The organism is Kribbella sp. WER1, from assembly GCF_054189145.1.
In genome coordinates this window covers 6550569-6575555 of record NZ_CM135186.1, presented here as the reverse complement: position 1 = coordinate 6575555, position 24987 = coordinate 6550569, and the positions used below count along the sequence as shown (strand labels likewise).

Annotated in this window: 22 protein-coding genes; 13 read left to right on the top strand and 9 right to left on the bottom strand. The window is 68.5% G+C overall.

Annotated elements, in window-relative coordinates; genetic code table 11:
* The first annotated feature begins 27 nt into the window (after nucleotides 1-27).
* Nucleotides 28-267, top strand: a complete 240-nt coding sequence (locus ACXJJ3_RS32150; RefSeq protein ID WP_458165612.1) for a mycoredoxin — start codon at nucleotides 28-30, stop codon at nucleotides 265-267.
* A gap of 117 nt (nucleotides 268-384) precedes the next feature.
* Nucleotides 385-2742 carry a hypothetical protein gene (locus tag ACXJJ3_RS32145; RefSeq protein ID WP_458165611.1) on the top strand — a complete coding sequence of 786 codons (2358 nt, stop codon included), beginning with the start codon at nucleotides 385-387 and terminating at the stop codon, nucleotides 2740-2742.
* Here the strand turns inward: ACXJJ3_RS32145 and nudC are convergent, their stop codons facing one another.
* Nucleotides 2743-3657, bottom strand: a complete 915-nt coding sequence (gene nudC, locus ACXJJ3_RS32140; protein ID WP_458165610.1) for an NAD(+) diphosphatase — start codon at nucleotides 3655-3657, stop codon at nucleotides 2743-2745. It lies immediately after the preceding gene.
* 39 nt (nucleotides 3658-3696) lie between these two features.
* Here nudC and deoD point away from each other — a divergent pair, with 39 nt between their 5' ends.
* Together deoD and ACXJJ3_RS32130 are read left to right on the top strand one after the other, a co-directional pair.
* Complete coding sequence (gene deoD, locus ACXJJ3_RS32135; protein WP_458165609.1) at nucleotides 3697-4410, top strand: purine-nucleoside phosphorylase; 714 nt, start codon at nucleotides 3697-3699, stop codon at nucleotides 4408-4410.
* A 182-nt stretch (nucleotides 4411-4592) separates the two neighbouring features.
* The gene (locus ACXJJ3_RS32130) at nucleotides 4593-4970 is read left to right on the top strand and encodes a hypothetical protein (protein ID WP_458165608.1); all 378 of its coding nucleotides are present in this window, start codon (nucleotides 4593-4595) and stop codon (nucleotides 4968-4970) included.
* Between the two features lie 3 nt (nucleotides 4971-4973).
* Here ACXJJ3_RS32130 and ACXJJ3_RS32125 read toward each other — a convergent pair whose 3' ends face one another.
* Nucleotides 4974-5600: a TetR/AcrR family transcriptional regulator gene (locus tag ACXJJ3_RS32125; RefSeq protein ID WP_458165607.1), complete on the bottom strand. Its 627-nt coding sequence runs from the start codon at nucleotides 5598-5600 to the stop codon at nucleotides 4974-4976.
* A 163-nt stretch (nucleotides 5601-5763) separates the two neighbouring features.
* On the opposite strand from ACXJJ3_RS32125, the gene ACXJJ3_RS32120 reads away from it, so the two are divergent.
* Genes ACXJJ3_RS32120 through ACXJJ3_RS32110 form a run of 3 tightly spaced genes read left to right on the top strand, consistent with a single transcriptional unit; the run spans nucleotide 5764 to nucleotide 9259 of the window.
* Nucleotides 5764-6570 (top strand): SDR family NAD(P)-dependent oxidoreductase, encoded by an 807-nt coding sequence (locus ACXJJ3_RS32120; RefSeq protein WP_458165606.1) that lies wholly within the window; start codon nucleotides 5764-5766, stop codon nucleotides 6568-6570.
* Nucleotides 6570-7694: a DUF5938 domain-containing protein gene (locus ACXJJ3_RS32115; protein ID WP_458165605.1), complete on the top strand. Its 1125-nt coding sequence runs from the start codon at nucleotides 6570-6572 to the stop codon at nucleotides 7692-7694. Before ACXJJ3_RS32120 ends, ACXJJ3_RS32115 begins: the two co-directional genes overlap by 1 nt.
* On the top strand, nucleotides 7694-9259 hold the full coding sequence (locus tag ACXJJ3_RS32110) for an AMP-binding protein (RefSeq protein WP_458165604.1): 1566 nt from the start codon (nucleotides 7694-7696) through the stop codon (nucleotides 9257-9259). The genes ACXJJ3_RS32115 and ACXJJ3_RS32110 overlap by 1 nt, the downstream gene beginning before the upstream one ends.
* On the opposite strand, the gene ACXJJ3_RS32105 is transcribed toward ACXJJ3_RS32110, so the two are convergent.
* Nucleotides 9245-9916, bottom strand: coding sequence for a GOLPH3/VPS74 family protein (locus ACXJJ3_RS32105; RefSeq protein ID WP_458165603.1), 672 nt, complete (start codon nucleotides 9914-9916; stop codon nucleotides 9245-9247). The two genes, ACXJJ3_RS32110 and ACXJJ3_RS32105, sit on opposite strands and share 15 nt — an antisense overlap.
* A 118-nt stretch (nucleotides 9917-10034) precedes the next feature.
* On the opposite strand from ACXJJ3_RS32105, the gene ACXJJ3_RS32100 reads away from it, so the two are divergent.
* The 3 genes from ACXJJ3_RS32100 to ACXJJ3_RS32090 all read left to right on the top strand — a co-directional run bounded on the left by ACXJJ3_RS32100 (nucleotide 10035) and on the right by ACXJJ3_RS32090 (nucleotide 13202).
* The gene (locus ACXJJ3_RS32100; protein ID WP_458165602.1) at nucleotides 10035-10622 is read left to right on the top strand and encodes a GNAT family N-acetyltransferase; all 588 of its coding nucleotides are present in this window, start codon (nucleotides 10035-10037) and stop codon (nucleotides 10620-10622) included.
* On the top strand, nucleotides 10622-12310 hold the full coding sequence (locus ACXJJ3_RS32095) for an IucA/IucC family protein (RefSeq protein ID WP_458165601.1): 1689 nt from the start codon (nucleotides 10622-10624) through the stop codon (nucleotides 12308-12310). Before ACXJJ3_RS32100 ends, ACXJJ3_RS32095 begins: the two co-directional genes overlap by 1 nt.
* Nucleotides 12311-12656: 346 nt before the next feature.
* Nucleotides 12657-13202 (top strand): Uma2 family endonuclease, encoded by a 546-nt coding sequence (locus ACXJJ3_RS32090; RefSeq protein WP_458165600.1) that lies wholly within the window; start codon nucleotides 12657-12659, stop codon nucleotides 13200-13202.
* On the opposite strand, the gene ACXJJ3_RS32085 is transcribed toward ACXJJ3_RS32090, so the two are convergent.
* Both ACXJJ3_RS32085 and ACXJJ3_RS32080 read right to left on the bottom strand, forming a co-directional pair.
* Entirely contained in the window at nucleotides 13199-16423 is a 3225-nt protein-coding gene (locus ACXJJ3_RS32085) for a UvrD-helicase domain-containing protein (protein WP_458165599.1), read from the bottom strand. The two genes, ACXJJ3_RS32090 and ACXJJ3_RS32085, sit on opposite strands and share 4 nt — an antisense overlap.
* Nucleotides 16423-19641 (bottom strand): ATP-dependent helicase, encoded by a 3219-nt coding sequence (locus ACXJJ3_RS32080; RefSeq protein WP_458165598.1) that lies wholly within the window; start codon nucleotides 19639-19641, stop codon nucleotides 16423-16425. The genes ACXJJ3_RS32085 and ACXJJ3_RS32080 overlap by 1 nt, the downstream gene beginning before the upstream one ends.
* Before the next feature lie 114 nt (nucleotides 19642-19755).
* Here ACXJJ3_RS32080 and ACXJJ3_RS32075 point away from each other — a divergent pair, with 114 nt between their 5' ends.
* A complete protein-coding gene (locus ACXJJ3_RS32075; protein WP_458165597.1) occupies nucleotides 19756-20670 on the top strand; it encodes a hypothetical protein in 915 nt (304 codons plus the stop codon).
* Nucleotides 20671-20675: 5 nt separating this feature from the next.
* Here the strand turns inward: ACXJJ3_RS32075 and ACXJJ3_RS32070 are convergent, their stop codons facing one another.
* The 3 genes from ACXJJ3_RS32070 to ACXJJ3_RS32060 form a co-directional block, all read right to left on the bottom strand.
* Nucleotides 20676-20966 (bottom strand): MGMT family protein, encoded by a 291-nt coding sequence (locus ACXJJ3_RS32070; protein ID WP_458165596.1) that lies wholly within the window; start codon nucleotides 20964-20966, stop codon nucleotides 20676-20678.
* A gap of 10 nt (nucleotides 20967-20976) precedes the next feature.
* Nucleotides 20977-21816 carry a TIGR03560 family F420-dependent LLM class oxidoreductase gene (locus ACXJJ3_RS32065; RefSeq protein WP_458165595.1) on the bottom strand — a complete coding sequence of 280 codons (840 nt, stop codon included), beginning with the start codon at nucleotides 21814-21816 and terminating at the stop codon, nucleotides 20977-20979.
* Between the two features lie 134 nt (nucleotides 21817-21950).
* Nucleotides 21951-22217, bottom strand: a complete 267-nt coding sequence (locus ACXJJ3_RS32060) for a DUF2277 domain-containing protein (protein WP_130439916.1) — start codon at nucleotides 22215-22217, stop codon at nucleotides 21951-21953.
* Between the two features lie 78 nt (nucleotides 22218-22295).
* Between ACXJJ3_RS32060 and ACXJJ3_RS32055 the strand changes: the two genes are divergently transcribed.
* Nucleotides 22296-22937 (top strand): TetR/AcrR family transcriptional regulator, encoded by a 642-nt coding sequence (locus ACXJJ3_RS32055; RefSeq protein ID WP_458165594.1) that lies wholly within the window; start codon nucleotides 22296-22298, stop codon nucleotides 22935-22937.
* Nucleotides 22934-23713: a maleylpyruvate isomerase family mycothiol-dependent enzyme gene (locus ACXJJ3_RS32050; protein ID WP_458165593.1), complete on the top strand. Its 780-nt coding sequence runs from the start codon at nucleotides 22934-22936 to the stop codon at nucleotides 23711-23713. The genes ACXJJ3_RS32055 and ACXJJ3_RS32050 overlap by 4 nt, the downstream gene beginning before the upstream one ends.
* Before the next feature lie 3 nt (nucleotides 23714-23716).
* Here ACXJJ3_RS32050 and moeZ read toward each other — a convergent pair whose 3' ends face one another.
* A complete protein-coding gene (moeZ, locus tag ACXJJ3_RS32045; protein ID WP_458165592.1) occupies nucleotides 23717-24907 on the bottom strand; it encodes an adenylyltransferase/sulfurtransferase MoeZ in 1191 nt (396 codons plus the stop codon).
* Nucleotides 24908-24987 lie beyond the last annotated feature (80 nt).

Here is a 24987-nt window from a genome sequence, read left to right as displayed (position 1 = left end):
GACAGAAACCTCAGAAGGAGTCCGCCGATGTCGGCAGTCACGATGTATTCGACCCCTTGGTGTGGCTACTGCCACCGCCTGAAGGGCCAGCTCAACCGGGCCGGCATCGAGTTCACCGAGGTCGACATCGAGCAGGTCCCGGAGGCCGCGGAGCTGGTCGAGAAGATCAACAACGGCAACCAGACGGTGCCGACCGTGGTCTTCGCCGACGGCACCGCGATGACCAATCCGTCGCTGGCCCAGGTCGCGGAGAAGCTCGCCGCGTAGGTCGTGGGTCACCACCCACGACCTTAATTACGGCCCAAGGCCATAATTCTTGGGTTATGGACTTTACGGTCATGACCGTTATACCTTGCGAAGAACCACGTCGCAGGGAGTCCGCCCATGTTCTCGCGCCGTCAATTCCGTCATGCCTTCATCGCTGTCGCCGCCGCGCTCGGCCTGCTCGCCGCGGGCGGGCTGCGCGCCACTGCGGCCCCGCCGGGCGATCTGCCACATCCGTTCCCTTCGGAGAACTGGCCGCTCGGCCCGGCGGTCAAACCGTTCGCACCGTCCGCCGACGTCGTCAAGGACCTCGGCTCCCCGGTCAGCTCGCTGACGATCATGGAGGGGGCCGTCGGCCACACGCCGGACGGCCGCGACGTCGTCTACGCCGTACCGGCCGGTGAGAACGCCCGGCTGAACGTCGTCGACCTGCACTCGCGCGAGCTGCTGCGCACCGTCCCGCTGCCGGGAGCCGCCGGCGGCTGGGCGATCGTCGTCGTACCCAACGGCGACGTGTACCTCGGTACGTACGCCAACGCGCACCTCTACCGCTACAGCCCGGCCACGGGCGAGGTCACCGACCTTGGCCAGCCGATCCCGGGCCAGTCGCAGATCTACGGCCTCACGTCCGATCCCCAGGGCAACGTGTACGCAGGGACGTACCCGAACGCCCACGCGTTCAAGTACGACCCGACGTCCGGAGAGGTCACCGACTACGGCTCACTGGATCCGGTGCAGCAGTACGCACGGTCCACCGTCTACGACCCCGACCACAACAAGCTGTTCGTCGGTGTCTCAACCCCGAATGCCCGGCTGCTCCGGATCGACGTGGCCACCAAGGCCGTCGAGGACATCACTCCCCCGGGGACGACGGCCAAGGACTTCATCGACCTCGACTACGCCGACGGCAAGGTGTTCGCCAACGCCAGCAGCCGTCTGGTCGTGGTGGACGCCGTGACCGGCGAGCAGGTCAAGTACACCGACGCAACCACGGGCCAGCAGGTGATGGACTACCCCATTGCTGCGCGCGGTGTCTCCGCAGCGGGCCCAGGCGGCGTGTACTTCACCGACAACACGCTCAGGCTCACTCACTACGACCTGGCCACCAACACGGTCGGCCCGGTGACGCCGGCGCGGACACTGACACGTGGAGCGTCCATCGGGTACGGCTGGGTCACAGAGAACGGCGTACCGGTCCTTTACGGCCTGGCCGGGAACTACTCCGGCGGAACGTTCCGCTACAACCCTGCGGACGGAACACTCGCCCAGTGGAGCTCCCCGTTCCAGTACGTGCCGTCTCCGCTCATGCACGAGCTGGCCGACCCCAGTACGGGCAAGGTCTTCGTCAATGTCTATCTGAACGGTTCTACCGCGATCTACGACCCGGCAACGGGTAAGTCGACCGTGACGACCCGCCAGGGCCAGGTCGAGGGCTGGGCGTGGGACGGCCACGGCAAGATGTACGTCGGTATCTACCCGTACGGCAGGCTCTCGCTCTGGGACCCGACGCAACCGGACAGCCCCACGAACCCGAAGGAGCTGTTCAGCCTCGTCGACAGCGACCACCAGAACCGGCCGGTCTCCGTAGTACCCGACGGCGACCACGTGTACGTCGGCACCACACCGGCGTACGGCGAGTACGGCGGCGCGCTGTCCGTGTACGACGTACCGACCGGCAGCCACACCGTCTACCGGAACATCGTGACCGACCAGACGATCGCGTCCATCGTTCCGGACGGGAACGACGTGTGGGTCGGCTCCAGCATCGAAGGCGGCCAGGGCACCGACCCGAAGGCCACCGAGGCGCATCTGGTCAAGGTGGATCCGGCCACGGGGCAGGTGCTCACCGACGTCGTACCGGTACCTGGTGCGGCCAGCATCAACGAGCTGATCGACGGGCCTGACGGCAACGTGTGGGGTCTGGCTGACGGCATTGTGTTCGCTGTCGATCCGGCCACGGGCGCGGTGCAGCGGCTGCTGCCCGTGTTCAGCGGAGCGACCGGTTCACAGGACGGCGCGCTCTCTTGGCGCGACGGGTACCTGTACGGCGTCACAGGTGGTCGGCTGTTCGTTCTGGATATCCTGAGCGGGCACGCGACGATCCTGCGCGACCACGGCCTCAACCGGCTCACCCAGACGCCGGACGGCACCTATTACACGTTGCTACGTCCGGACGGGTACATCAACCCGACCAACCTGGCCTCGTACACACCGCCTGTGGATCCGTGTCCGCAGTCCGACGTCCGGCCGACGGTGTGGACGGGAAACATCGACAGCCACGTCCAGAACCGGTTCCTGACGTACGGCTGCACGTTGACCGACGTACTGCCGAGCGCGAAGGCCAACTGGCCCAGCCACAGCGCATACGTCGCCGCCGTTGCCCTCAAGGTCCGTCAGCTCGAAAAGGACGGCTCCATCCAGCACTGGGAGGGCACGCTGATCCTGGTCGCCGCTGCCCGGTCCAACGTCGGGAAGTAGTCAGCCGAGGCTCTCGCCGTACCAGCCTTCGATCAGGCGGCGGGAGATCGAGATGGCGCCCGGGAGGCGCATCGTGCCGGATTCGATCAGCGCACGGAGGTCCTCCCGGGTGAACCATCGCGCGTCCGAGATCTCGTCGCCGTCCACCTCGATCTCGAAGCTCGACGCCTTCGCGTAGAACCCGAGCATCAGGCTCGCCGGCAGCGGCCACGGCTGGCTGGCGGCGTACTCGACCTCCGGCCCGACGATCACACCGCTCTCCTCGAGCACCTCACGACGTACGGCGCCCTCCAGCGACTCCCCCGGCTCCACGAAGCCGGCCAGCGTCGAGTACTGCCCCTCCGGCCACTTCTCGTTGCGGCCGAGCAGCGCGCGGTCCTGGTCGTCGGTGACCAGCACGATGATCGCGGGGTCGGTCCGCGGGAAGTGCGACGTACCGCAGGCCGGGCACAGCCGGACGTGCCCCTCCTCGATCACCTCGGTGTGTTCGCCGCAGTTCGCGCAGTGCGTGTTCACGGCGTGCCAGTTGGCCAGTCCGATCACGTGGACCGCAGCCCCGGCCTCACGGTCGTCCAGTACGCCGCCCACCTCGCGCAGGCCGGCGTACGACTCGTCCGCGTCGCCCTCGACCAGTACGGCGAACACGGCGCGGCCGTCGGCCGTCATACCGGCACCGGACACGCGGTCGATGCCCAGGAAGACCCGGAGGCCGTCAGGCGCCTCGGCCGGCGGCACGAAGCGCAGGGCGGTCCGGTCGTCGGTCACCTGGATCTGGTCGCCGGCCACCGCGACCACCTGGGTGTCGGTGGCGGCCCAGGCCTTCTCCAGCCAGTCGTTGTCACGCCTGCGGTCGGCCGCGCGGTCCAGGACCGAGCGGGACAGGGTCAGGGAGCCAGGAGCAATGGAGTAGGCCACGTGCCACAACCTACCCCGGGAGCGTGAGAGCATCCCGGCATGAGTATTCACATCGCCGCCGAGAAGGGGCAGATCGCACCGCGGGTGCTGTTTCCGGGGGACCCGCTGCGGGCCAAGTGGATCGCGGAGACCTACCTGTCGGACGTGATCTGCTACACCGAGATCCGCAACATGTTCGGCTTCACCGGGACCTACAAGGGCGAGCGCATCTCCGTCCAGGGCTCCGGCATGGGGCAGCCGTCCGCGTCGATCTACGCGAACGAGCTCTTCGAGGAGTACGACGTCCAGACCCTGATCCGGGTCGGGACCTGCGGCGCGCTCACCGAGTCGGTCCGGGTCCGGGACGTGATCGTGGCGATGTCCGCGAGCACCGACTCGCAGATGAACCGGCTGCGCTTCCACGGCATCGACTACGCGCCGACCGCGGACTACAAGTTGCTCCGCGCGGCCGTCGACGCGGCCGAGGCGGCGGGGCTGAACGTGCACGTCGGCCAGGTGTTCTCCGGCGACCTGTTCTACAACGACCGGCCGGACCTGGTCTCGCGGACCGCGGAGTACGGCGTCCTCGGCATCGAGATGGAGGCCGCCGCGCTGTACACGCTGGCCGCGAAGTTCGGCCGTCGCGCGCTCGGCATCATGACCGTGTCGGACCACCTGATCACGCACGAGGTGACATCCGCGGAGGAGCGCCAGACGACGTTCTCCGAGATGATCACGATCGCGCTGGACGCGGCGATCGAGGTGCCGGTCTGAACCGCCGGCTCGTCGCAGCACTCGCCTGCGCGCTGCTCGCCGGCACGACCGCTTGCTCCAGCAGCAAGCCCGGGTCGGCGAGCAGCCCGAGCACCTCCGGCACACCATCAGCTCAAGCCAGCAGCGGCAGCACGCCCTCCGGACCGGAGGAGAAGCTGCCGGACCTGACACCCGCACAGGTCGTGTCCGCGTTCACCGGCAAGCAGTACCAGTGCACCACCGACGAGGCGTACCAGACCTGCAGCAAGGGCACGACGTCCGCGCAGGTGCTGATCGGCACCCAGCCGCGGCCCGCCGTGCTGTCTTTCCAGGCAACGGGCGTCGCAGCGGAAGCGGCCACGGCTTTGACCGAATTCGCACCGCAGGCCTTGGAACTGGCGCACGTGAACCCACGCGGTCAGATCGTCGACTGGCTCAAGCAGCAGTCCGGTAAGACGGCCGGCAAAACCACCGCCGGCACCTGGACCGTCGAGTACTCCACCGAGTCCGACAGCGACCAACCGGGCGCCATCCTGACCCTCACCGACACCCTCTGCAAGGTGGACTGCGGAGCGGAGTGAGAACTACGCCGTGACGAGCTTGGGCAGGACCTGCATGATGCGGTCGGTCAGCAGGGCCGGGGTCTTGTCCGGGTTCGCCGCGTAGCCGACGACGGCCTGTTCGAAGAGGCCGTCGACCAGCGCGTACGCCGTCGGTGCGTCGACGGACGGGGATGCGCCGGTGAGATCGGCGTACCGGGACAGGATCCGCCAGATCATCTGCTCGAGGAGCTTGTCGATCTCCTCGACGTCCGGGCGCAGCTGCTCCTCGAACATGCTCTGCGCGCGCAGGTCGTACCAGAGCTTGTGCATCGGGGTCTCCTCGACCAGCGTCTGGGTCATCTTGCCCAGGAAGCCGGTCGCGAGCTCGTCGGCGGACGTCGCGGTCTCGACGACCTCGTCGTACCGCCGGGCGCACTTGGTCTTGTAGTAGCGCACGCAATAGCTGATCAGGTCGATCTTGTCGCGGAAGTAGTAGTGCACGACGCCGTGCGTGAACTCGGAGTTGTTCGCGATCTCGCGCAGGCTGGTGCGTGCGTACCCGAGCTCGCCGAGCGTTTTCAGGGCGGATTCCGCGAGCGCGACGCGGCGGCGCTCGATCTTGTCGATCCCGGAGACGCGGGCGGGCCGTTCCGCGGCCGTGGACGCCATGCGCAGTCACCTCACTCTCGGGTCGTTGCGTCAGGGTACCCCGGCGCGGGACCGGGCGCGTCCCCTCGGGCGAATTTTTCTTGACAACTGTCAAACAAACTCTTGACGAGTGTCAAAAGGCTGAGCACAGTGTGAACATCCCGTGCGAGCAAAGGAGCTTCAGATGGGTGCACTCGATCTCTCCGGCCGCAAGGCCCTGGTCACCGGCGGCGCGCAGGGTCTCGGCGAGGGCATGGCGCGCGCCCTCGCGGCGGCCGGCGCCAAGGTCGTGATCAGCGATATCCAGAAGGACGCCGGCGAGGCCGTCGCCGACGCACTCGACCAGGAGTACGGCGGCGGCAACGGCTTCGTCGCGCACGACATCACCGACGACGGCGACTGGGAGAACGCGGTGGTCGCCGCCAACGACGTCCTCGGCGGCCTGGACATCCTGGTGAACAACGCGGGGGTGGAGATCACCAGCCTGCTCACCGAGGTCACCGCGGACCAGATTCGCAAGATGCTCGAGGTGAACGTCCTCGGCACCACGCTCGGCGTCAAGTGGGGCCTGCGGACGATGCGGCCGAACGGCCTGGCCGGTCAGGGTGGCGCGATCATCAACGTCGCGTCGGTCGCGGCCACGATCGCGTTCCCGGGCATCGCGGTGTACTCCGCGACCAAGTCCGCGGTCGACCGGCTCACCCGGGTCGCCGCGATGGAGTCCGGCAAGCTCGGGTACGGCGTTCGCGTCAACTGCATCTACCCCGGGCTCGTGCCGACCGCGATGGGCGCCGGACTGGCGAACGACGTCGCGCAACTCGGGCTGTTCGAGTCGCCGGAGGCCGCGGTCGCCGCGGTCGTCGGGCTGACTCCCGCGGGCCGGCTCGGGGAGGTGTCGGACATGGCCGACGCGGTCGTCTTCCTGGCGTCCGACGAGGCCCGTTTCATCACAGGCATCGGCCTGCCGGTCGACGGCGGAATGGGGATGTGATGGCTACCAAACCGGTTGTTGTGTACGGCGCTTCCGGCTATACCGGGCGGCTCGTGTGTGAGTACCTGCGGCACTATCACGTGCCGTTCGTCGCCGCCGGGCGCAGCGAGGACAAGCTGAAGTCGTCGATGGAGTCCAGCGTCCCCGGTATCGAGACCGCGGACTACGAGATCGCTGCCGTCGACCATGACGTCGCAGCACTGACAGAACTGTTCAACGGCGCGTCCGTGGTGCTCAACACCGTCGGCCCGTTCAGTGAGCTCGGCCCTGCTGCCGTTGAGGCAGCTCTTGCGGCAGGAGCGCATTACACGGACACCACCGGCGAGCAGGACTGGCTGATCACCTGCGACGAGCAGTACGGCGCCAAGTTCGCCGAAGCCGGTCTGCTGCTGGCACCGGGCATCGCGCAGATGTACACGACCGGTGAAATCGCCGCACAGCTGTGCCTTGAAGAGCCTGGGCTCGACACGCTCGACATCGCAGTGTTCTGGGGAGGCAGTCCGACGATTGCCTCGACCCGCACGATCCTGGTGAACGCTGCGACGTCCAAAGCGCACTTCCTGGAGCAGAACGCGTACGTCGAGTTCCCCGAGCAGGGCCTGGTGCCATTGGTGGTACCCGGGCAGCACGAGCTGGCGTTGTCACTGCCTTGGGGAGGTACATCACACCCCGTTTGGTTCAAACGGGACCCACGGGTCGCGAACTGTAAGGCACAGGGCGGTGTGTTCAACGCTGCGCTCATGAACGGCGTGCCACAGATCGTGGCGGCTGCACTGGAAGCCACGAAGGACATGGCGCCCGACGACCGCAACGCGGCCCTTACCGAGACAGCCCGTCAGGTGATGAACCAGATGCCGCCTCGCGAGAACCCGCGCGTCAACAAGTCGCTGGACTCGGTCCACGCGTCGGGGCCGCTCGGACGGGCGCACTGCGTCATCCACGGCAACAGCAACTACCAGCAGACCGGCCTGCTGCAGGCGTTCGCGGCGTACTCGCTGCTGCAGACGCCTCCGAAGCGCGTGGGCTTTGCCAGTGGTTGCCAGGCGTTCGGTCACCGCGAGCTGCTCGGCGTACTGCGGAGCTTCGGGTTGGTGTCGGAGCCGCAGCTGACGGTGCAACGCTGATGCGACTGGTCGAGTACCTGGACAAAGGGGCGTCGCTGGCGCCGGACGCCGCCTGTCTCACCACCGACGGCGAGACGCTGACGTACGCCGACGTACAGCGGCTCTCGTACGTCATCGCGGGGGCGTTGGCGGCGACCGGCGTACGGCCGGGCGGGAAGGTCGCGATCCTGTCCGCGAACGACCCGGTGGCGTTCAGTTGCGTGTTCGGGATCAGCCGGGCCGGTGCGGTCTGGTGCCCGATCAACCCGCGCAACGAGGCGGCTGAGAACCGGGCACTACTCGACCAGTTCGACTGCGAAGTACTGATCTACCAGGCGGCGTTCGCACCGCTGGTGGACCGCATACGGGACTCGTTGCCGAAGGTGCACACGTTCGTGTGCCTTGACGGTGAGTCCGCGAGCTCCGGCCCAGACCCCCACCCCAGCGGCCGGAGAACTGTCGGTTGGGACGCGTTCTGCGGGGGCGCGTCCCAACCGGCACCTGATCTGACCTCCCCCGACGACCTGGCGATGATCGTCGGCACCGGGGGTACGACGGGGCGTCCGAAGGGAGTCATGCTCGGGAACGCCAACCTCGAGACGATGACCGCCCTGACGCTCATGGGATACCCGTTCGGCGAACGGCCCGTCTACCTGGCGCTGGCACCGCTCACGCACGCAGCAGGCGTACTGTGCTTCCCCGTGCTCGCGTCCGGCGGCGAAATCGTCATCATGCGCGCTCCCGACGTCCATGCGTTCCTGGAGCTCATCCCGCGGCACGGTGTCACGCACACGTTCCTGCCGCCCACACTGATCTACATGGTGCTGGCAGCGCCAGAACTCGACTCTACGGACCTCTCGTCGCTGCAGTGCTTCTGGTACGGCGCTGCGCCGATGTCGGTCGCCCGGCTCGAAGAGGCGCTGGAACGGATCGGCCCGGTGATGGCGCAGCTGTTCGGGCAGACCGAGGCACCGATGATGATCTCGATGCTGCCGCCGGCCGCGCACTTCGATGCATCAGGCAACATTGCGCGCGAACGGCTGTCGTCGGCCGGGCGGCCGGCGCCGCTGGTCACGGTCGCGATCATGGGCGCGGACGGCGCGTTGCTGCCGCACGGCGAACGCGGCGAGATCGTGGTCCGCGGATCGCTGGTGATGAAGGGGTATTACCGCGACGCCGACGCGACGGCGGCCGCCTCGGCGTACGGCTGGCACCACACCGGCGACATCGGATACCTGGACGACGACAACTACCTGTACATCGTCGACCGGGCGAAGGACATGATCATCACCGGCGGCTTCAACGTGTACTCCACCGAGGTCGAGCAGGCGCTGATGGCACACGCCGCCGTCCAGGACTGCGCGGTGATCGGGCAGCCCGACGAGAAGTGGGGCGAGCGGGTCGTGGCCGTCGTACAGCTACAGCCGGGCGCCTCTGTGGACGCTGCAGAGCTGATCGCATTCGCGAAGGCACGCATCGGCAGCGTCAAGGCACCCAAGGAGGTGCTGGTCTGGCCGGACCTCCCGCGTTCCAAGGTCGGCAAGGTGGTCAAGCCGGACATCAAGGCCCGGCTAGCTGCTGGCTGACGCCCCTGCGGTTGCCGACACGACGATGGCCGCCGTCACCGCAGCCTGCATCTCGGCGACGGCCTTCTTGACCGCAGCCGCGGCCCAGTCGGAGTCGGCGATCTCCTTGGCGCGCTGTTTGAGTGCACGGGTGTCCACGGCGTTGGTGATGACCTTCGGCACGACGTTCAGCGCACTCAAGAGCGCGATCAGCGCAGCCGTGCGCTGGTCGGGAGCGAGGCCTTGCGTGAGCACGCTCTCGAGCTGAGCACGGACCTCTAGCTCGTGCCGCGCGTCCTTGGCCGGCCAGCGGGTCACGGGGAACAGCCCGAGCACCTTGCCCTGGTCTGCCTCCAGCACGCCGCGCTGGGCGAGCCTGGCGAGCAGCTGGTCGCGTAGGTGCTTCGAGAGCGGCTTGATCTGGTCCTTGGGCTTCTTGCCCGGCTTGTCGTTCACGTACGACAAGCGCTCGTCCAGGATCGGGTCACCGGTCGGCGCACCGTCCAGCACTTGCAGCCGGCCGACCTTGCCCTCCGTGGTGATGTCCAGCTTCTGCTGCAGCGTCAGCTCGATCAGCACCGCTCCGGCCAGCGAGAAGTCCAGCCCGGGCGCCCCGGTGATCGGCTTGCCGGTCTGGTCGTCGTACAGAAGCAGCAGCAGGTCCTCTGCGATCAACATGCCTCCAACGTAGGCGCGCCGGGCGATGTGACGCATCCGCCTCGCGGACTACTTGATGGATCCCTCTTCGGGGCTAGTAAGGTAAGCCTTAGCTAATTCCGCCGCCCTTGGAGTCGCTATGCCCAGAGCACTGCCCGAGCCGACGTACCGGCGGTTCGTCGCCGGACTCGGCACCCTCAGCCTCCGGCCGTTCGATCTCGGCACCGACGTGCGTACGCTGCACGACTGGGTCACCCGGCCGTACGCGCAGTACTGGGGTCTGCTGGACGCGTCGGTCGACGACGTGCGCGCGGAGTACGAGCGGATCGCCGCGACCGCGCACCACCGCGCGTACCTCGGCGAGCATGACGGGCGGCCGGCGTTCCTGATGGAGCGGTACGCGCCGGCGGACGACCCGGTCGGCCGGGTGTACGACGTGGCGCCGGGCGATGTCGGCATGCACGTCCTGGTCGGGCCGCCGGTGACGCCGATCGCCGGGTTCACCGGGGCGGTGTTCGAGACGATCATGGACAACCTGTTCAGCGATCCGCTGGTGGACCGGGTCGTGGTCGAGCCCGACGTACGGAACGCGAAGATCCAGGCGCTGAACGCGCGGATGGGGTTCCGGAAACACAGCATCGTGCCCCTGCCGGACAAGCAGGCGTGGCTGAGTTTCTGCACCCGGGACCAATACGCCGACGCACTGCGGATGAACGAGGCCGGCTGATGGACAACTGGACGCTGGTCAACCAGGCACTGGTCCGGAAAGCGTTGTCGGAATTCACCCACGAGCGCATTCTCGATCCTGTTGCTGATGGCAATGAGTATGTGGTGGGCCGATACCGGTTCAGCGCTCGGCGCTATCCCTTGAATCATTGGGACATCGGGTCGGTCGAACGCGCCGACGGGGAGCCGGTGGACGCGCTGGAGTTCGTCACCGAGTTCCACGAGCAGCTCGGGATCGGGCGCGAGATGCTGCCGGTGTACCTGGAGGAGATCAGCAGCACGCTGGCGTCGGCGGCGTACAAGCTGTCGAAGCCGGACCTACCCGTCACGGAACTGGTCGGCGCGGACTTCCAGACCATCGAGGCCGCGATGACCGAGGGGCATCCATGCTTCGTGGCGAACAACGGGCGGCTGGGGTTCGGGCTGTCGGACTATCTGGCTTACGCGCCCGAGACCGGCGCCGGCGTCCGGCTGACGTGGATCGCGACGCGGCGGGACCGGACGACGGTGTCCTGCAGTTCGTCGCTGGACTTCGACGAGTTGCAGCGGACCGAGATCGGTCAGGATGTCCTGACACGGTTCGCCGAACTGGCCGACCCGAGTGAATACGTATACATGCCGGTTCATCCGTGGCAGTGGGACAACAAGACCGCGATCACGTTCGCGGCGGACATCGCGCAGCGGCACATCGTGCACCTCGGGTCGACGGACGACGTCTACCAGCCGCAGCAGTCGATCCGGACGTTCTTCAACCGGTCGGAGCCGGGCCGGTGCTACGTGAAGACCGCGCTCTCGGTGCTGAACATGGGGTTCATGCGCGGGCTGTCGCCGTCGTACATGGCCGCGACGCCGGCGATCAACGACTGGGTACACTCGGTCGTCTCGAACGACCTGGTCCTGAAGCGGTACGGGTTCAGCGTGCTGCGGGAGATCGCGGCGGTCGGGTACCACAACCGGTACTACGAGAACGCGACCGACAAGACGTCGCCGTACCGGAAGATGCTGTCGGCGCTGTGGCGGGAGAGCCCGGTGCCGTCGCTGGAGCCCGGCGAGCGGCTGGCGACGATGGCGTCGCTGCTGCACGTCGACCGGCACGGCGCATCGCTCGCGGCCGGGCTGGTCCGCGCGTCCGGGTTGGCCCCGGCCGACTGGGTGCGGGCGTACGTCGACGCGTACCTGATCCCGTTGCTGCACAGCTTCTACGCGTACGAGCTGGTGTTCATGCCGCACGGGGAGAACCTCATCCTGGTACTGCGGGACGCGATCCCGATCCGGGTCGTGATGAAGGACATCGCCGAGGAGATCGCCGTCCTGAGTCCGTCGACGCCGCTGCCGGAGGACGCGGAGCGGGTGCGGGCCGACGTACCGGACGACGAGAAGCTGCTGTCGATCTTCACCGACGTGTTCGACTGCATCTTCCGGTTCCTCGCGCCGCTGCTGGACCGCGAGGGCGTGCTGGGCGTGGACGAGTTCTGGGCGGTGGTGGCGTCATCGATCCGCGACTACCAGGCGGCGACGCCCGAGCTGGCGGAGGCGTTCGCGAAGTACGACATCTTCGCGCCGACGTTCGCCCTCTCCTGCCTGAACCGGCTACAACTCCGCAACAACCAGCAAATGGTCGACCTCACCGACGTCGCCGACTCCCTCCAGTTCGTCGGCACCCTGGACAACCCACTCACCTGTGGATAACTCCAGCGGCGGCACGCCGAATGGTCCACGCTGATGTGATGCCGGCAGCAGAAGCCACCCGAGGAGGGTCCCACCGGATCCCGTCCTACTGGCTCCTCGACCCCACCACCCAAGAACTCACCATTCTCGAACTGACAACCACCGGCTACACCTGCCAAGCAGTCCTCCAGTCCGAAGAATCCTTCGAAACCACCCACCCCTTTCCCCTGCCCCTTACCCCCGGATCCCTGTGCAGCTGACAGAAACGGGGTTTCCAGGGGCATCCAGGGGCAGATCGCCAAAACGGCACGAACCACTCGCCGCGCGCTGCCATGCTGGTTGTGTGATCCGAGAAGGAGGCACCACCATGGTGTACGTGGAAACACATGAGCCGGGTCAATACACAGTGGCAGATCTCGAAACGTTCCCCGACGACGGGAAGCGCTACGAGGTGGTCGACGGGATGCTGCTGGTGACGCCCTCGCCGTTGCCGCTGCATCAAACTGCGGTGGTCGAACTCACCTATGTACTTCGGCATCCCTGCCCGGGCGACCTGAAGGTGCTCGTCGCGCCGATGGACTATCAGCCAACCCCGGCACGGTTGGTGCAGCCCGACGTCCTCGTCTGTCATCGGAAAGACGTCGGACACAAGAAGTTGGAGAAGCCGCTGCTGCTTGCGGTTGAGGTCTTGTCGCAGTCCATCAGTCTGGCCGACCGGGTGCTCAAGCGGCGGCTGTACGAGCAGGCCGGCGTCGCGTCGTACTGGATCTTTGATCCGGTCAACGAAGAACTCACCGTGCTCGAACTCGAGGGCGACACCTACGTCGAGCGGGCTGTTGTCACCGGCAAGGAAGCGTTCGACGCCGAGCTGCCGTTCGCGGTCCGCCTCGTTCCGGCAGACCTTGTCGTCTAGCCGTTCAGTAGTTCGGTGAGTTCTTGTTTGTCGGGGAGGGTTTCGGGGCGGATGATGTCGCCGGTGCGGACGTAGTAGAACGCCGCGGTGATGTGGGTGAGGGGGATGTTGAGGAGTTCGGACCAGGCGACTCGGTAGATGGCGAGTTGGAGGGGGTCGGCGGTTTCGCCGCGGGTGGTTTTCCAGTCGATGACGTCGTAGCCGCGGGAGCCGTCGGGGCGGACGACCTGGTAGACGGCGTCGATGCGGCCGCGGATCACGCGGCCGTCGAGGGCGAGGGCGAAGGGGGCTTCGATCTCGTACGGGGTGGTGTCGCCGAAGGGGCCGTCGCGGAAGGCGTCCATCAGGTCGGTGAGGTCGGTGTCGTCGACGATGTCCTCGTCCGCGGCGCCGGGGAGGTCGTCGGGGTCGAGCAGGAGTTGCTGGCCGAAGTAGCTTTCCACCCAGGCGTGGAAGCGGGTGCCGAACCGCGCGGCCCGGTTGGGTTTGCGGGGCATCGGGCGGGCGAGGTCGGCGGCCAGGCCGTTCGGGTCCTTCGCGAGGCGCATCAGCTGGGTCGCGGACAGCGCGGCCGGCAGTGTCACGTCGTACGCCTTCCGGCTGCGGCTTTCCTTTGCCTCTGACAACAGTCGCTCGATCTCGGAGTCCCAGCGCGCGACCGTCGCCTGCTCGTCGAGCAGCAGCGACTCCTCGGCCTCGACAGACGGCCCCTCGGAGCGTGACCGCTGCACCAGCGCGGCCGCTTCGAGCCGCCGGCCGAACGCTTCCCGGTCGTACGGCGCGGGCCACGGCGCTTGGGTCTGCTCGGCGAGCTCCGGGTTCTCGTCGGACAACTCCGGCTGCTCGGCCCACTGCACGACCCGTTCGCCGGCGTGTTTCTTCAACGTGGACAGGTACGACGACGGTCCGCGCGGGCGTTTCTGCGTCGGGCCCCACCAGTGACCGGTCGCGACCAGTAGTTCCTTCGCGCGGGTGAACGCGACGTACCCGAGCCGCCGCTCCTCCAGCGCGTTCATGTCCTTGCACTCGTCGGCGAACACCTTGAGCCCAGCGTTCGTCAGGTCGTGGATGTCCGGCAGCGTGTCGGCGTCACCGCGCAGCGGCCACGGCAGCACCTTCGCGTTCGTGGTCCACTTGTCCCGGCCCCGGTCCGACGGGAACACCTTCGCCACCAGCGTCGGCACGAACACGATCGGCCACTCGAGCCCCTTCGACCGGTGCGTGGTCAGCAGCTTCACCGAGTCGGCCTCACTCGGTACGGCGAGGTCGAGACCGGCGGCGTACTCCTCCTCGGCCGCGAGGTACGCGAGCAGTCCGTCCAGCGACCCGTCGGACTCGGTCGACACGAAGTTGCCGACGGCATCCAGGAACGCGGCCAGGTGGTCCCGGCGCCCGGCGTCGACGTGGTCCGGTGTCGCGGTCAGCTCCACGTCGAGCCCGATCGTGCTGATCACCCGGCGGACCAGATCGAGGAGCGGCTCCCCCGCATGCGCGCGCAACTCGCGCAGCTCGACCGACAGTTCCTTGAAGCGCACCAGGGCTTCCGGCGCATACTCCAGCAGCCCCGGATCGTCGACGGCTTCGGCGAGCGAGCTGACCTCGGTCGAGTCCATCCCGGCGACGGCCGCGTCCAGCGCGGACACCAGGTCGTCGGCCTGCGGATGCGACCCGGCGTCGGCGAGCATCCGCGCCCGGTTGGCCAGCAGGGCGAGATCGCGGTGCCCGATCCGGTACCGCGGACCGGTCAGGATCCGCAGCATCGCGGCGTTCGCGGTGAGGTCGTTGACGGCCTGCAGCGTCGCGACCACGTCGACGACCTCGGGCAGCGCGAGCAGTCCACCGAGGCCGACGACCTCGACCGGGACCTTGCGCGCGATCAGTGCCTCGTGCACCGCGCTGAGGTCGACGTTCGTCCGCATCAGGATGCCGATGTCCTTCCAGCGGCGGTTCCGGGTGCGGTGCGCGGAGACGATCGCGTCCGCGACCCATTCGATCTCCTGCGAGCGCGTCTCGAACAGCCCGACCGTGATCGCGCCTTCCGGTGCGTCCACCGGCGCCTCGAGCGGGATCACCCCCGGGTGCTGCTCGTACAGCTCGGCGGCATGCTGGTTCGCCGCTGCGAGGATCCGGCTGCCACACCGCCGGTTGACGCTCAGTACGTACCGCGACGCCGGCGACCCGTCGGCCTGCGGGAAGTGCTCCGGGAACTCGTCCAGGTTCGCGACGGACGCCCCACGCCAGCCGTAGATCGCCTGGCACGGGTCGCCGACCGCCGTCACCGGATGTCCGCGACCGTCCCCGGCCGCAAAGAGCGCGGTGAGCATCCGGCGCTGCGACACCGAGGTGTCCTGGTACTCGTCCAGCAGCACGACCTTGTACCGCGCGCGCTCGACGGCCGCGACCTCCGGGCACTCCTCCGCCAGCCGCGCGCCGAGCGCCATCTGGTCGGCGAAGTCGACGACGCCGCGCTCCCCCTTGTACGCCTGGTACTCCTCGACGAGCTGCAGGATCTCCCCCCGTTTCAACGCGGTCTCGGCCAGCTTCCGTACTTCGACCGTCTGCTTCCGCGCCGCCGCGACCTCTTGCCGTACGGCGTCGTCGTGGTCGCGGATGTCGTCGGGCCGGAGCAGGTGGTCGGCGAGCTCGCCGTCCAGCGACAGCAGGCTGTTCACGAGCGTCGGCACGTGGTGCGACGCGAACCGGATCGGCCCGGCGGACCGCCGTACGACGCGACCGGCGAGCTGGAACCGGGTCGCGTCGGCGAGCACCCGCGAGTCCGGCTCGAGGCCGAGCCGCAGCCCGTGCTCGGCGATCAGCGTCCCGGCGAACGCGTGGTACGTCGAGACGACCGGCTCGCCTGGCTCCTCAGGCTCCCAGTTCGGGACGTTGCTGCGCAGGTGCGCCGCGAGGATCGGGTGCTGGTCCGGAGGCAGTGTGGATCCAAGAACGCCGGCCTTCGTCAGGTCCTCGCGGATCCGGACGTCGAGCTCGTTCGCGGCCTTCTTGGTGAACGTCAGCCCGAGCACTTCCTCCGGCTTCACCTGTCCGGTACAGATCAGCCACACCACCCGCGCCGCCATCGCGGTGGTCTTCCCGGACCCGGCACCGGCCACGATCACGCCGGGCGCGAGCGGCGCGGCGATCGCGGCGAGTTGCTGGTCGGAGAACGGGATCCCCAGCAGGTCGCACAGGTCGGCGGTGGTCCTGAGCTCGACGGCCATCAGACGATCTCCCCGCCCTCGGGCTGGATCGGGCAGAGCGCGCGGGCCTCACAGCGCGCACAGCCGTCGTTGCGGGTGGCAACGAAGTCTTCGGCGCGGATCAGCTGCTCGGCCTCGTCGACCGCCTCGTCGAGCCAGGTCCGGCCGTCCTCGTCGGTCTCCAGCGGTCCCTGGTGCTGGACCTTGGGGAAGCCGCCGTTGTCGTCGTGCCGGAGCTGGACCAGCTCGGCGCCACCGGCGGTCGCGTTCTCGCCGAGCTTCTTGAGCTGGCGGGAGTTGATCGCGCGCTGGTAGATCGCCAGCTGGACGTGCCGCGCCAGCGCCGGCTTGGTCGGGACGTTCCGCCCGGTCTTCAGGTCGACGACCCGCACGGTACCTTCCGGGTCGGTCTCGACCCGGTCCATCCGGCCCTTCACCCGGACCGACGGGTGCTCCTCGTCCGGCAGCAGTACGTCGAAGTCGACCTCGGTCCCGATCAACGTGCGGTCCGGACGCCCCTGGTGCCAGGCGACGAATCGACGGAGCGCCTGCTCCGCCTCGGCGCGTTCGCGGTCCGAGATCCACGCCGACTCGAAGTCGAGCTGCGTCCACACCTTGTCAAGCCACCCGTTCAGCTCGTCGACCGACGGCGGGAGCGTCCCGGTCGCGACCGCGTCGGCCAGCGTGTGCAGCACCATGCCGAAGCCGATCGCCGACGTACTCGGGGTCTCGCCGCCCGCGCGCCGGGTCAGGAACCAGCGCAGCGGACAGTCGACGATCGTCGTCAACGCACTGCCGGACAGCGGCACCGGCAGCGCCGGGTCCGCGATCGGCCGCACCGACTCGGTCCGCTCCCGGACGCCCCACCAACGCGCCGGATCGGCCGTCGGCACCAACGCCAGCTCCCGGTCGTCCACAGCGTCGGCCAACTGCGCCAGCCGATCCGCCGCGACCCGCTTCAACGCGGGCGACGAGGCCGGATCGGCCAGCACGCACCGCAGATCCGCGACCAGACCCGGCAGCGACAGCGGCCGTCGCGGCCGCCCGGCCACCAACTTCAAAGGAATGTCCAGCTCGGCAAGGAAGCGGGAGGGCTGATCGCCGTCGGCCTCCGGCGCCTGGACGGCGGTCACGATCAACCGCTCGCGCGCCCGCGTGATCGCGACATAGAACAGCCGTCGCTCCTCCGCCAGCAGCGCGCCCGCCGACAGCGGATCGATCAGCCCGTCCGTCCCCAACCGGTCCGGCTCCAGCAACGAACCGCGCCGCCGCAGGTCCGGCCACTGGCCTTCCTGCACCGACGCCACCACGACCAGCCGCCACTGCAGACCCTTCGACCGGTGCGCCGTCATCAGCTGGACGCCGGCCTCCCGGTACGTCCCGTCGAACCGGTTGTCGCCCGCGATGTCCAGCGACTCCAGCTCGGACAGGAACGCCGAAACCCCTTTGAAACCGACCTGTTCCTCGGCCCGTCCCGCCGCGTCGAACAGCGCGCACAACGAATCCAGGTCCCGGTTCGCGGTCCGTGCGGTCTCGCCGCCGGCCGCGGCCTGACCACGCAACCGGCGCAGCCACGGCGAGTCCGCCCACAGCGACCACATCACCTCGTCCGGCGCCGCGCCCGCGGTCACGATGTTCCTTGCCTTGAGCAACCGCTCCCCCAGCGCGGCGAACCGTGCCTCGGCCGGCGAGGCCTCCTCGTCGAGCAGCAGCGGGTTCAGCAACGCCTCGCGCAACAGCTCGTCCGACGACCGCGGCAACCGCTGACCACCCGCCGCCTCCCGGTCGCGGCGCCGCAGTACCCGGGCCAGCCGCCGCAACTGCCCCGCGTCCATCGCCCCCAACGGCGACAGCGCCAACGCGCGGACGACGTCCACGGTCAATGTCTCGGGATCGGCCACCGCCCGCAACGCCAGGAGCATCGGCCGTACGGCGGGCTCGCGTGACAGCGGCAACTCGTCGCCCGCGACGTCCACCGGGATGCCGGCCGCCGCCAACGCCCGGCGCAGCGGCGGGATCGACCGGCTGCCGGACCGGACGAGGACGGCCATCTCGTGCCACCCGACGCCGTCCTGGACGTGCGCGCGGCGGAGCAGGTCCGCGATGTGCTCGAGCTCCGCGCCGCTCGTCGAGTACAGATTCGCCTCGACCTTGCCCGGGCCGAACACGCATGACGAGGCGTCCGGATTCCGGAAGCGCTCGAAGGTGTCCCGGTCCAGCGAGCCAGGGACGCCCAACCGGTTCACGACATTGCGGGACACGCGGAGCAGCGTGCTTCCGAAGCGTCGCGTCGTACCCAAGGCGATCTGTGCGGCCTCGGCGCCGTCGCGGGTCCGGAACTCGTCGGTGAACCGCAGCAGCCCGCGCACGTCCGCGCCGCGGAACGTGTAGATCGACTGGTCCGGATCGCCGACCACGACCAGGTCGCGCCCGTCGCCCGCGATCGCCTGCAGCAGCTTGGTCTGCCCCGGATCGGTGTCCTGGTACTCGTCCACGAACACGGCCTTGAACTCGGTCCGCAGCTTCGCCTGCACCGACGGCTGCTGCGCCAGGATCACCGCACGATGGATCAACTCCGAGTAGTCCAGCACCTGCTCGGCGTCGAGCACCTGCAGGTACTCCTCGAAGAAGTCGCCGACCGCGACCCACTCGGCCCGGTCCGCCGACCGCCCGATCGCGGACAGGTCCTCCGGGTCCAGCCCCAGCTGCCGCGCCTTGCCGATCACGGCCTGCACCTCGTCGGTGAAACCGCGCGTCTTGAGCGCCGGATGCAGACTGCCCGGCCAGTGCACCGCACCGACCTCACGGCTGCCCGACAGCGCCTCGGTCAACCGCAACGACTGCTCCGGACCGGACGGCAACCGCAGCGGTACGTCGAACGCGTCGGCGGGCGTGAACCGCCGCAGCAACGCGTAACAGAACGAGTGGAACGTCATCGACGGCATCACCCGCGTCGTCCGGCCGAGACGCCCGGTGATCCGGTCCCGCAGCTCGGTCGCCGCCTTCCGGCCGAACGTCAGCACCAGCACCTCGTCCGGGCTGAGTCCCCGGTTCCGCACGCGGTCGACGACGGCCTCCACCAGCGTCGTCGTCTTCCCGGTCCCCGGCCCGGCGAGCACCAGCAACGGACCGCCGGCATGGTCCACCACGGCCTGCTGATCCGCATCCAGGACAGGCGTCTCCGTCGTACGCCCCGCGGCCCGCACCAACCGGTACCGGGAACCCTGTCTGCTGACCATCGCCCCATCTCAACAGATCCCACCGACGTTTTTCCAAACGGGCACTCCGTAACTTTCCGGCTGCGCTCCGCATCTACCTCGTCGAAGGCACCATCGACGAACAAGGAGCACCGAATGAGGACGATGCGGCACAGCGCCGCCCTCCTGGGGGCGGCTGTTCTGCTGGCGGGTCTGGGGACCGCGACCGCCACTGCCACGACCAGTCCGACGAACCCGAAGATCGCGTCGATCTGCTCGCTGGATCTCGGCTCGATCACCACGAACGGCAACTACGTCGACCAGGTCCTGTCCGCCGCGAGCCCGCCGGTCGCGAGTGAACGCCGGGTCGGCCCGCAGGTCGCCCAGCCGGGCGAGACCAAGGCCAGTGCGACCTGGGAGTTCTCGTACGACAGCCACGACGGCATCGTCGACCGCGGCTACGCGATCTACGGCACCTGGCTCTACAGCACGCTGATCGCCCGGCCGGCGGACGGACCGTGGTGGGGCCGGGGGAACGTTCAGGACGGGATGGGCGACTTCACCCAGCTCGCCCGGTCCGGCTACCCGAAGGGCACCCAGCCGACCCGCGAGTACCTGTACGGGCTGCGCAACGACGGCGTGCTGTACCGGTGGAAGCAGGACAGCACCGGCTTCCACGCGCTCGGGACGTACGCCGGCTTGTCGGCGGTCAAGACGATGACGCTGATCAGCCAGACCGCGACGTACGACACGCTGCTGGCGACGACACGGGGCGGCGCGCTGTACACGATCCGGATCCCGGTCACGTCACCGCTGAAGCCCGTGGTGAAGGCCGTCCGTACGGCGACCTGGCAGGGCTTTGAGGCGATCGTCGCGGAGAAATGCGGCACCCAGAGCACCCTGCTTGCGGCTGTCGATCGCGACAGCGGGTCCGCGTACCTCTACGCCGTCGGACACGCCAACGGCACCGCCACAGTCATCCAGGCGCTGGGCAAGGTGCCCGGCACGTTCAAGGACCCGGTCTACTTCCTGCGCACCTCGCAGGACGGGACGCCACTGTACGGCGAGTAGGGGACCTACGGGTTCCAGCGGACCTCACGCAGGTTGACGCGGCCGTTGGTGATCCTGACGCCGTCCGACCGAAGTCGGTGCAGTTGCTCGTCACCGACTTCGTCGGCCGGTACGCCGGACGCGCGGATCACCCGCCACCACGGCACGCTCGCGCCGTACTCGCGCATGATCGCGCCGACCTGCCGCGGTCCGCCCTGGCCGACGTACTCCGCGATGTCGCCGTACGTCGCGACGCTGCCCTCCGGGATCGACTCCACCGCCTGCAGAACCGCCTCGACGTACTCCTCCCTCTCCACAGGCACCAATCTAGGCGAGCGGGGCGAGCGCCTTCGCGAGAGGTTCGAGGACCGACGGCCCGGCGTCCAGCGGCAGGTTCATGATCACCAGGTCGACACCGGCCTCGCCGTACGCCGCGGCCTCGGCGACCGCCTTGTCGAGCGGACTGTCCGGGTCGATCCGGACGTTCACCGAGCAGGTGATCTCGGCGACGTCGCGACCGGCCTCGTCGCAGCGCTGGACCAGGACGTCCTTGAGCGACTTCCACTCCTGCGGATCCGGCACGATCACGTTCCACTGCTGCGCCCACTTCGCGACCGCGCGGAGCGTCCGGTTCGGGCCCTTGCCGCCGATCGTGATCGGCGGGTGCGGCGTCTGCACGGCCTTCGGGTTGCAGTACGCGTTCGTCAGCTTGACGTACTTGCCGTCGAAGTTCGCGACCGGCTCGGTGAGCAGCGCGATCATCGCCTCGGTGCCTTCGTCGAAGCGGTCGAAGCGCTCCTTCAGCCCGTACAGCTCGATGCCGTACGCCGCGGTCTCCATCTCGTTCCAGCCGGCGCCGATGCCGAGCTCGAGGCGGCCGCCGGAGATGATGTCGGTGGTCGCGGCCATGTTCGCGAGCACCGCCGGGTGCCGGTAGATCATCCCGGTCACCTGGCAGCCGACCCGGATCCGCGAGGTCGCCTGCGCGAGCGCGGCGAGCGTCGTCCAGGCCTCCAGGTTCGGCCCCTGCATGTCGCCGGTGAGCGGGTAGAAGTGGTCCCAGTGCCAGGCGGACTCGAAGATCTCGAACTGGTCCGCCGCGACCCACACGTCCCGCATCTGCTGCCAGGTGGTGTGTTCCGGCCTGGTCTTGATCGCGAACCGCATCCCGCGCCTCCCTCAGAGCTGCCGTTTTCCGAGGGCGACATTACCTCTCAGAGGGCGTCTGATGATCCTGCGCCGTAGCGAGGAGATGCCGTGCCGAGTGCCCCGCAGTAGGCGCAGGATCCTCAGGCGCCCTCTTAGTCGAGGCCGAGGCGGGCTCGTACTTCGGGGCGGCGCAGCGGCGGCACCGTCTGCGGCGGCGTCCGGCGGGCCGGCATCTCCTCCAGGAGCTGCTCGGTGATGCGGGCGACCTCGGTGGCCGCGCGCTCGATCGGGCCGCGGGTGGTGGCGCTCAGCGAGCCGACGCCGGTCACCTTACGGACGTACTGCAACGCGGCCGCGTAGATCTCCTCGGAGGTCGCGGACGGCTCGAGTCCCCGGAGCACGGTGATGTTTCTGCACATGCCATCAGACAGTACGCGCCGCCGGGGACACCCTACGAGGTATTGACATCCCTAATGCCATGAGGTTTTCCTCAGGGTATGAGCACTGCCGCGCCGGACCGTCGCCTGCGCCGCCGCCAGGAGACGATCGCCGAGATCCTCGACGTCGCCATCGAACTGATGGGCAGCGAAGGCGTCGCGGCGCTCAGCCTGTCCGCGGTCGCCCGCCGGCTCGGGATGCAGCCGCCGTCGCTCTACCAGTACTTCCCGTCCAAGATGGCGATCTACGACGCGTTGTTCCAGCGCGGCGCCGAGCTGTTCCTGGCCGCGCAGCGGGAGGCGATCGCGGCCGCGGAGACCGACGACGTCGTGGAGCTGCACCTGATCGGGACCACCGCGTTCGCGCGTTGGAGCATGCAGAACCCGGTCTACTCGCAGCTCCTGTTCTGGCGGACGATCCCCGGCTTCGAGCCGAGCCCGGAGGCGTTCGCCCCGGCGCAGCAGGCGCTGGCCGAGGTACAGGCGCAGCTCCAGGCGGGGGCCGACGCGGGGCGGTTGCACCCGGACGCCGCGAGTGAGCAGGGGCTGGCGGTGTTCACGTCGGTCACCGCGGGGGTGCTGTCGCAGCAGTTGGCGAACGAGCCGGACGCGCCGTTCGACGAGGGACGGTTCAGCCGGCTGCTCCCCGTCGTCCTCGAGATGTTCTACCGGTACTACGCACCAGCCAGGGGGAAACGATGACCGCAGTACTCGCGGAGCGGATCGGGCGGGCCACGCGCCCGCAGTGCCGGATCCACCGGGACGCCGAGCTCCAGGCGTGGCACGACCTGCTCGCGTCGATCGACGGGGACGAGTGGCAGCGCCGTACGGTCTGCGACGAGTGGGACGTCGCGGACATCGCCGGCCACCTGATCGGGCAGGCGGAGGACGTGAACCGGCTGACGTCGTTCCCACGGCGGTACCGGAAGGCGAAGCAGGTGTATCCGGAGGTGCCGCGGATCGACGCGCACATGATGGTGCAGGCCGACGAACACCGCGGTACGCCGCCGGCGCAGCTGCGGACGTCGTTCGACGAGGCGTGGCGGAAGGCGACGGAGCGGATCTCGACGGAGCCGGCGTTGTTGCGGCGGATGGCGATGACGTTCAACGGGTTCCGGATGAACCTCGGGTACATCCACGACGTACTGCTCGCGCGGGACCTGTGGACGCACCGCGACGACGTCTGCCAGGCCCTCGGCCGGCCGTTCACGGTGGGGCCGTACGGCGCGGAGATCGTCGCGCAGGTGATGTACGACGTGATCGACGGCCCGTGGTGGGGCGACCGGCCCGCGGTCGAGGTGGAGCTGACCGGGGCGGGAGGTGCGACGTACCAACTCGGGAGGGGTGAGCCGGTAGGTCGCGCCACGGTGGACGCGGTCGGCTACATGCGCACACTCTCCGGACGCGACGACGCCCCAGCAGTCGCAGGCGACCCTGCAGCTGCTGAGGCGATCGCTAGTTGCCGAATGCCCTTCTAATTCTCAGTACGACGGCTGGCTCGGGTCGATCTGGTCGACCCAGGCGACTACGCCGCCGCCTACGTGAACCGCATCCGAGAAGCCCGCGCCCTTGGCGATCGCGAGGACCTCGGCCGAACGGACGCCGGACTTGCAGTGGAAGACCAGCTGCTTGTCCTGCGGCAGCTTCTCCAGCGCCACACCGGTCTGGAAGTCCGCCTTCGGAATCAGAACGGAGCCCGGGATCCGGTTGATCTCGTACTCGTTCGGCTCGCGGACGTCGATCAGGACGAAGTCCTTCTCGCCGTTGTCCTTGAGCTTGATCCACTCGCTGAGCTGCTTGACCGAGATCGTCGAGCCGGCCGCCGCGTCGGCCGCCTCCTCGGTGATCGCGCCGCAGAAGCTCTCGTAGTCGATCAGCTCGGTGACGGTCGGGTTCTCGCCGCAGATGGCGCAGTTCGGGTCCTTGCGGACCTTCAGCGAACGCCAGTTGAGGTCGAGCGCCTCGTAGATGTTCAGCCGGCCGAGCGACGGGTCGCCGATGCCGGTGAGCAGCTTGATCGCCTCGGTGACCTGCGCGGCGCCGACCGACGCGCACAGCACGCCGAGCACACCGCCCTCGGCGCAGGACGGGACCATGCCGGGCGGCGGGGGCTCCGGGTACAGGCAGCGGTAGCAAGGCCCGTTGTCGGCCCAGAACACGCTGACCTGTCCGTCGAAGCGGAAGATCGAGCCCCACACGTACGGCTTGTGCAGCAGCACCGCGGCGTCGTTCACCAGATACCTGGTGGCGAAGTTGTCGGTGCCGTCGACGATCAGGTCGTACGGCTCGAAGATCTCGAACACGTTGTCGTTGTCCAGCCGGGTCTCGTGCAGGACGACGTTCGTGTACGGGTTGACCTCGAGGATGGACTCCTTGGCGGACTGCGCCTTGGACTTGCCCACGTCGGACTGGCCGTGGATGACCTGGCGCTGCAGGTTGGACTCGTCGACGGTGTCGAACTCGACGATGCCGAGCGTGCCGACACCGGCGGCGGCCAGATAGAGCAGCGCGGGGCTGCCGAGACCGCCGGCGCCGATCACCAGCACCTTGGCGTTCTTCAGCCGCTTCTGCCCGGCCATCCCGACCTCGGGGATGATCAGATGCCGCGAATACCGCCGCACCTCGTCAATCGTCAGCTCGTCGGCCGGTTCGACCAGCGGTGGCAGTGACACGTGTCGGCTCCTCAGGAAGACGTCGGACGGGATCTCCGGTTTTCAACCATCTGTCCCGCCTCCATGTTCCCGCACTATCC

Bases quoted from the DNA above. Each gene is read 5' to 3' on its own strand.
- ACXJJ3_RS32150 (WP_458165612.1), top strand. From the start codon at position 28: ATGTCGGCAGTCACGATGTATTCGACCCCTTGGTGTGGCTACTGCCAC.
- ACXJJ3_RS32145 (WP_458165611.1), top strand. From the start codon at position 385: ATGTTCTCGCGCCGTCAATTCCGTCATGCCTTCATCGCTGTCGCCGCC.
- deoD (WP_458165609.1), top strand. From the start codon at position 3,697: ATGAGTATTCACATCGCCGCCGAGAAGGGGCAGATCGCACCGCGGGTG.
- ACXJJ3_RS32125 (WP_458165607.1), bottom strand. From the start codon at position 5,600: ATGGCGTCCACGGCCGCGGAACGGCCCGCCCGCGTCTCCGGGATCGAC.
- ACXJJ3_RS32120 (WP_458165606.1), top strand. From the start codon at position 5,764: ATGGGTGCACTCGATCTCTCCGGCCGCAAGGCCCTGGTCACCGGCGGC.
- ACXJJ3_RS32115 (WP_458165605.1), top strand. From the start codon at position 6,570: ATGGCTACCAAACCGGTTGTTGTGTACGGCGCTTCCGGCTATACCGGG.
- ACXJJ3_RS32110 (WP_458165604.1), top strand. From the start codon at position 7,694: ATGCGACTGGTCGAGTACCTGGACAAAGGGGCGTCGCTGGCGCCGGAC.
- ACXJJ3_RS32105 (WP_458165603.1), bottom strand. From the start codon at position 9,916: ATGTTGATCGCAGAGGACCTGCTGCTGCTTCTGTACGACGACCAGACC.
- ACXJJ3_RS32100 (WP_458165602.1), top strand. From the start codon at position 10,035: ATGCCCAGAGCACTGCCCGAGCCGACGTACCGGCGGTTCGTCGCCGGA.
- ACXJJ3_RS32095 (WP_458165601.1), top strand. From the start codon at position 10,622: ATGGACAACTGGACGCTGGTCAACCAGGCACTGGTCCGGAAAGCGTTG.
- ACXJJ3_RS32090 (WP_458165600.1), top strand. From the start codon at position 12,657: ATGGTGTACGTGGAAACACATGAGCCGGGTCAATACACAGTGGCAGAT.
- ACXJJ3_RS32085 (WP_458165599.1), bottom strand. From the start codon at position 16,423: ATGGCCGTCGAGCTCAGGACCACCGCCGACCTGTGCGACCTGCTGGGG.
- ACXJJ3_RS32080 (WP_458165598.1), bottom strand. From the start codon at position 19,641: ATGGTCAGCAGACAGGGTTCCCGGTACCGGTTGGTGCGGGCCGCGGGG.
- ACXJJ3_RS32075 (WP_458165597.1), top strand. From the start codon at position 19,756: ATGAGGACGATGCGGCACAGCGCCGCCCTCCTGGGGGCGGCTGTTCTG.
- ACXJJ3_RS32065 (WP_458165595.1), bottom strand. From the start codon at position 21,816: ATGCGGTTCGCGATCAAGACCAGGCCGGAACACACCACCTGGCAGCAG.
- ACXJJ3_RS32060 (WP_130439916.1), bottom strand. From the start codon at position 22,217: ATGTGCAGAAACATCACCGTGCTCCGGGGACTCGAGCCGTCCGCGACC.
- ACXJJ3_RS32055 (WP_458165594.1), top strand. From the start codon at position 22,296: ATGAGCACTGCCGCGCCGGACCGTCGCCTGCGCCGCCGCCAGGAGACG.
- ACXJJ3_RS32050 (WP_458165593.1), top strand. From the start codon at position 22,934: ATGACCGCAGTACTCGCGGAGCGGATCGGGCGGGCCACGCGCCCGCAG.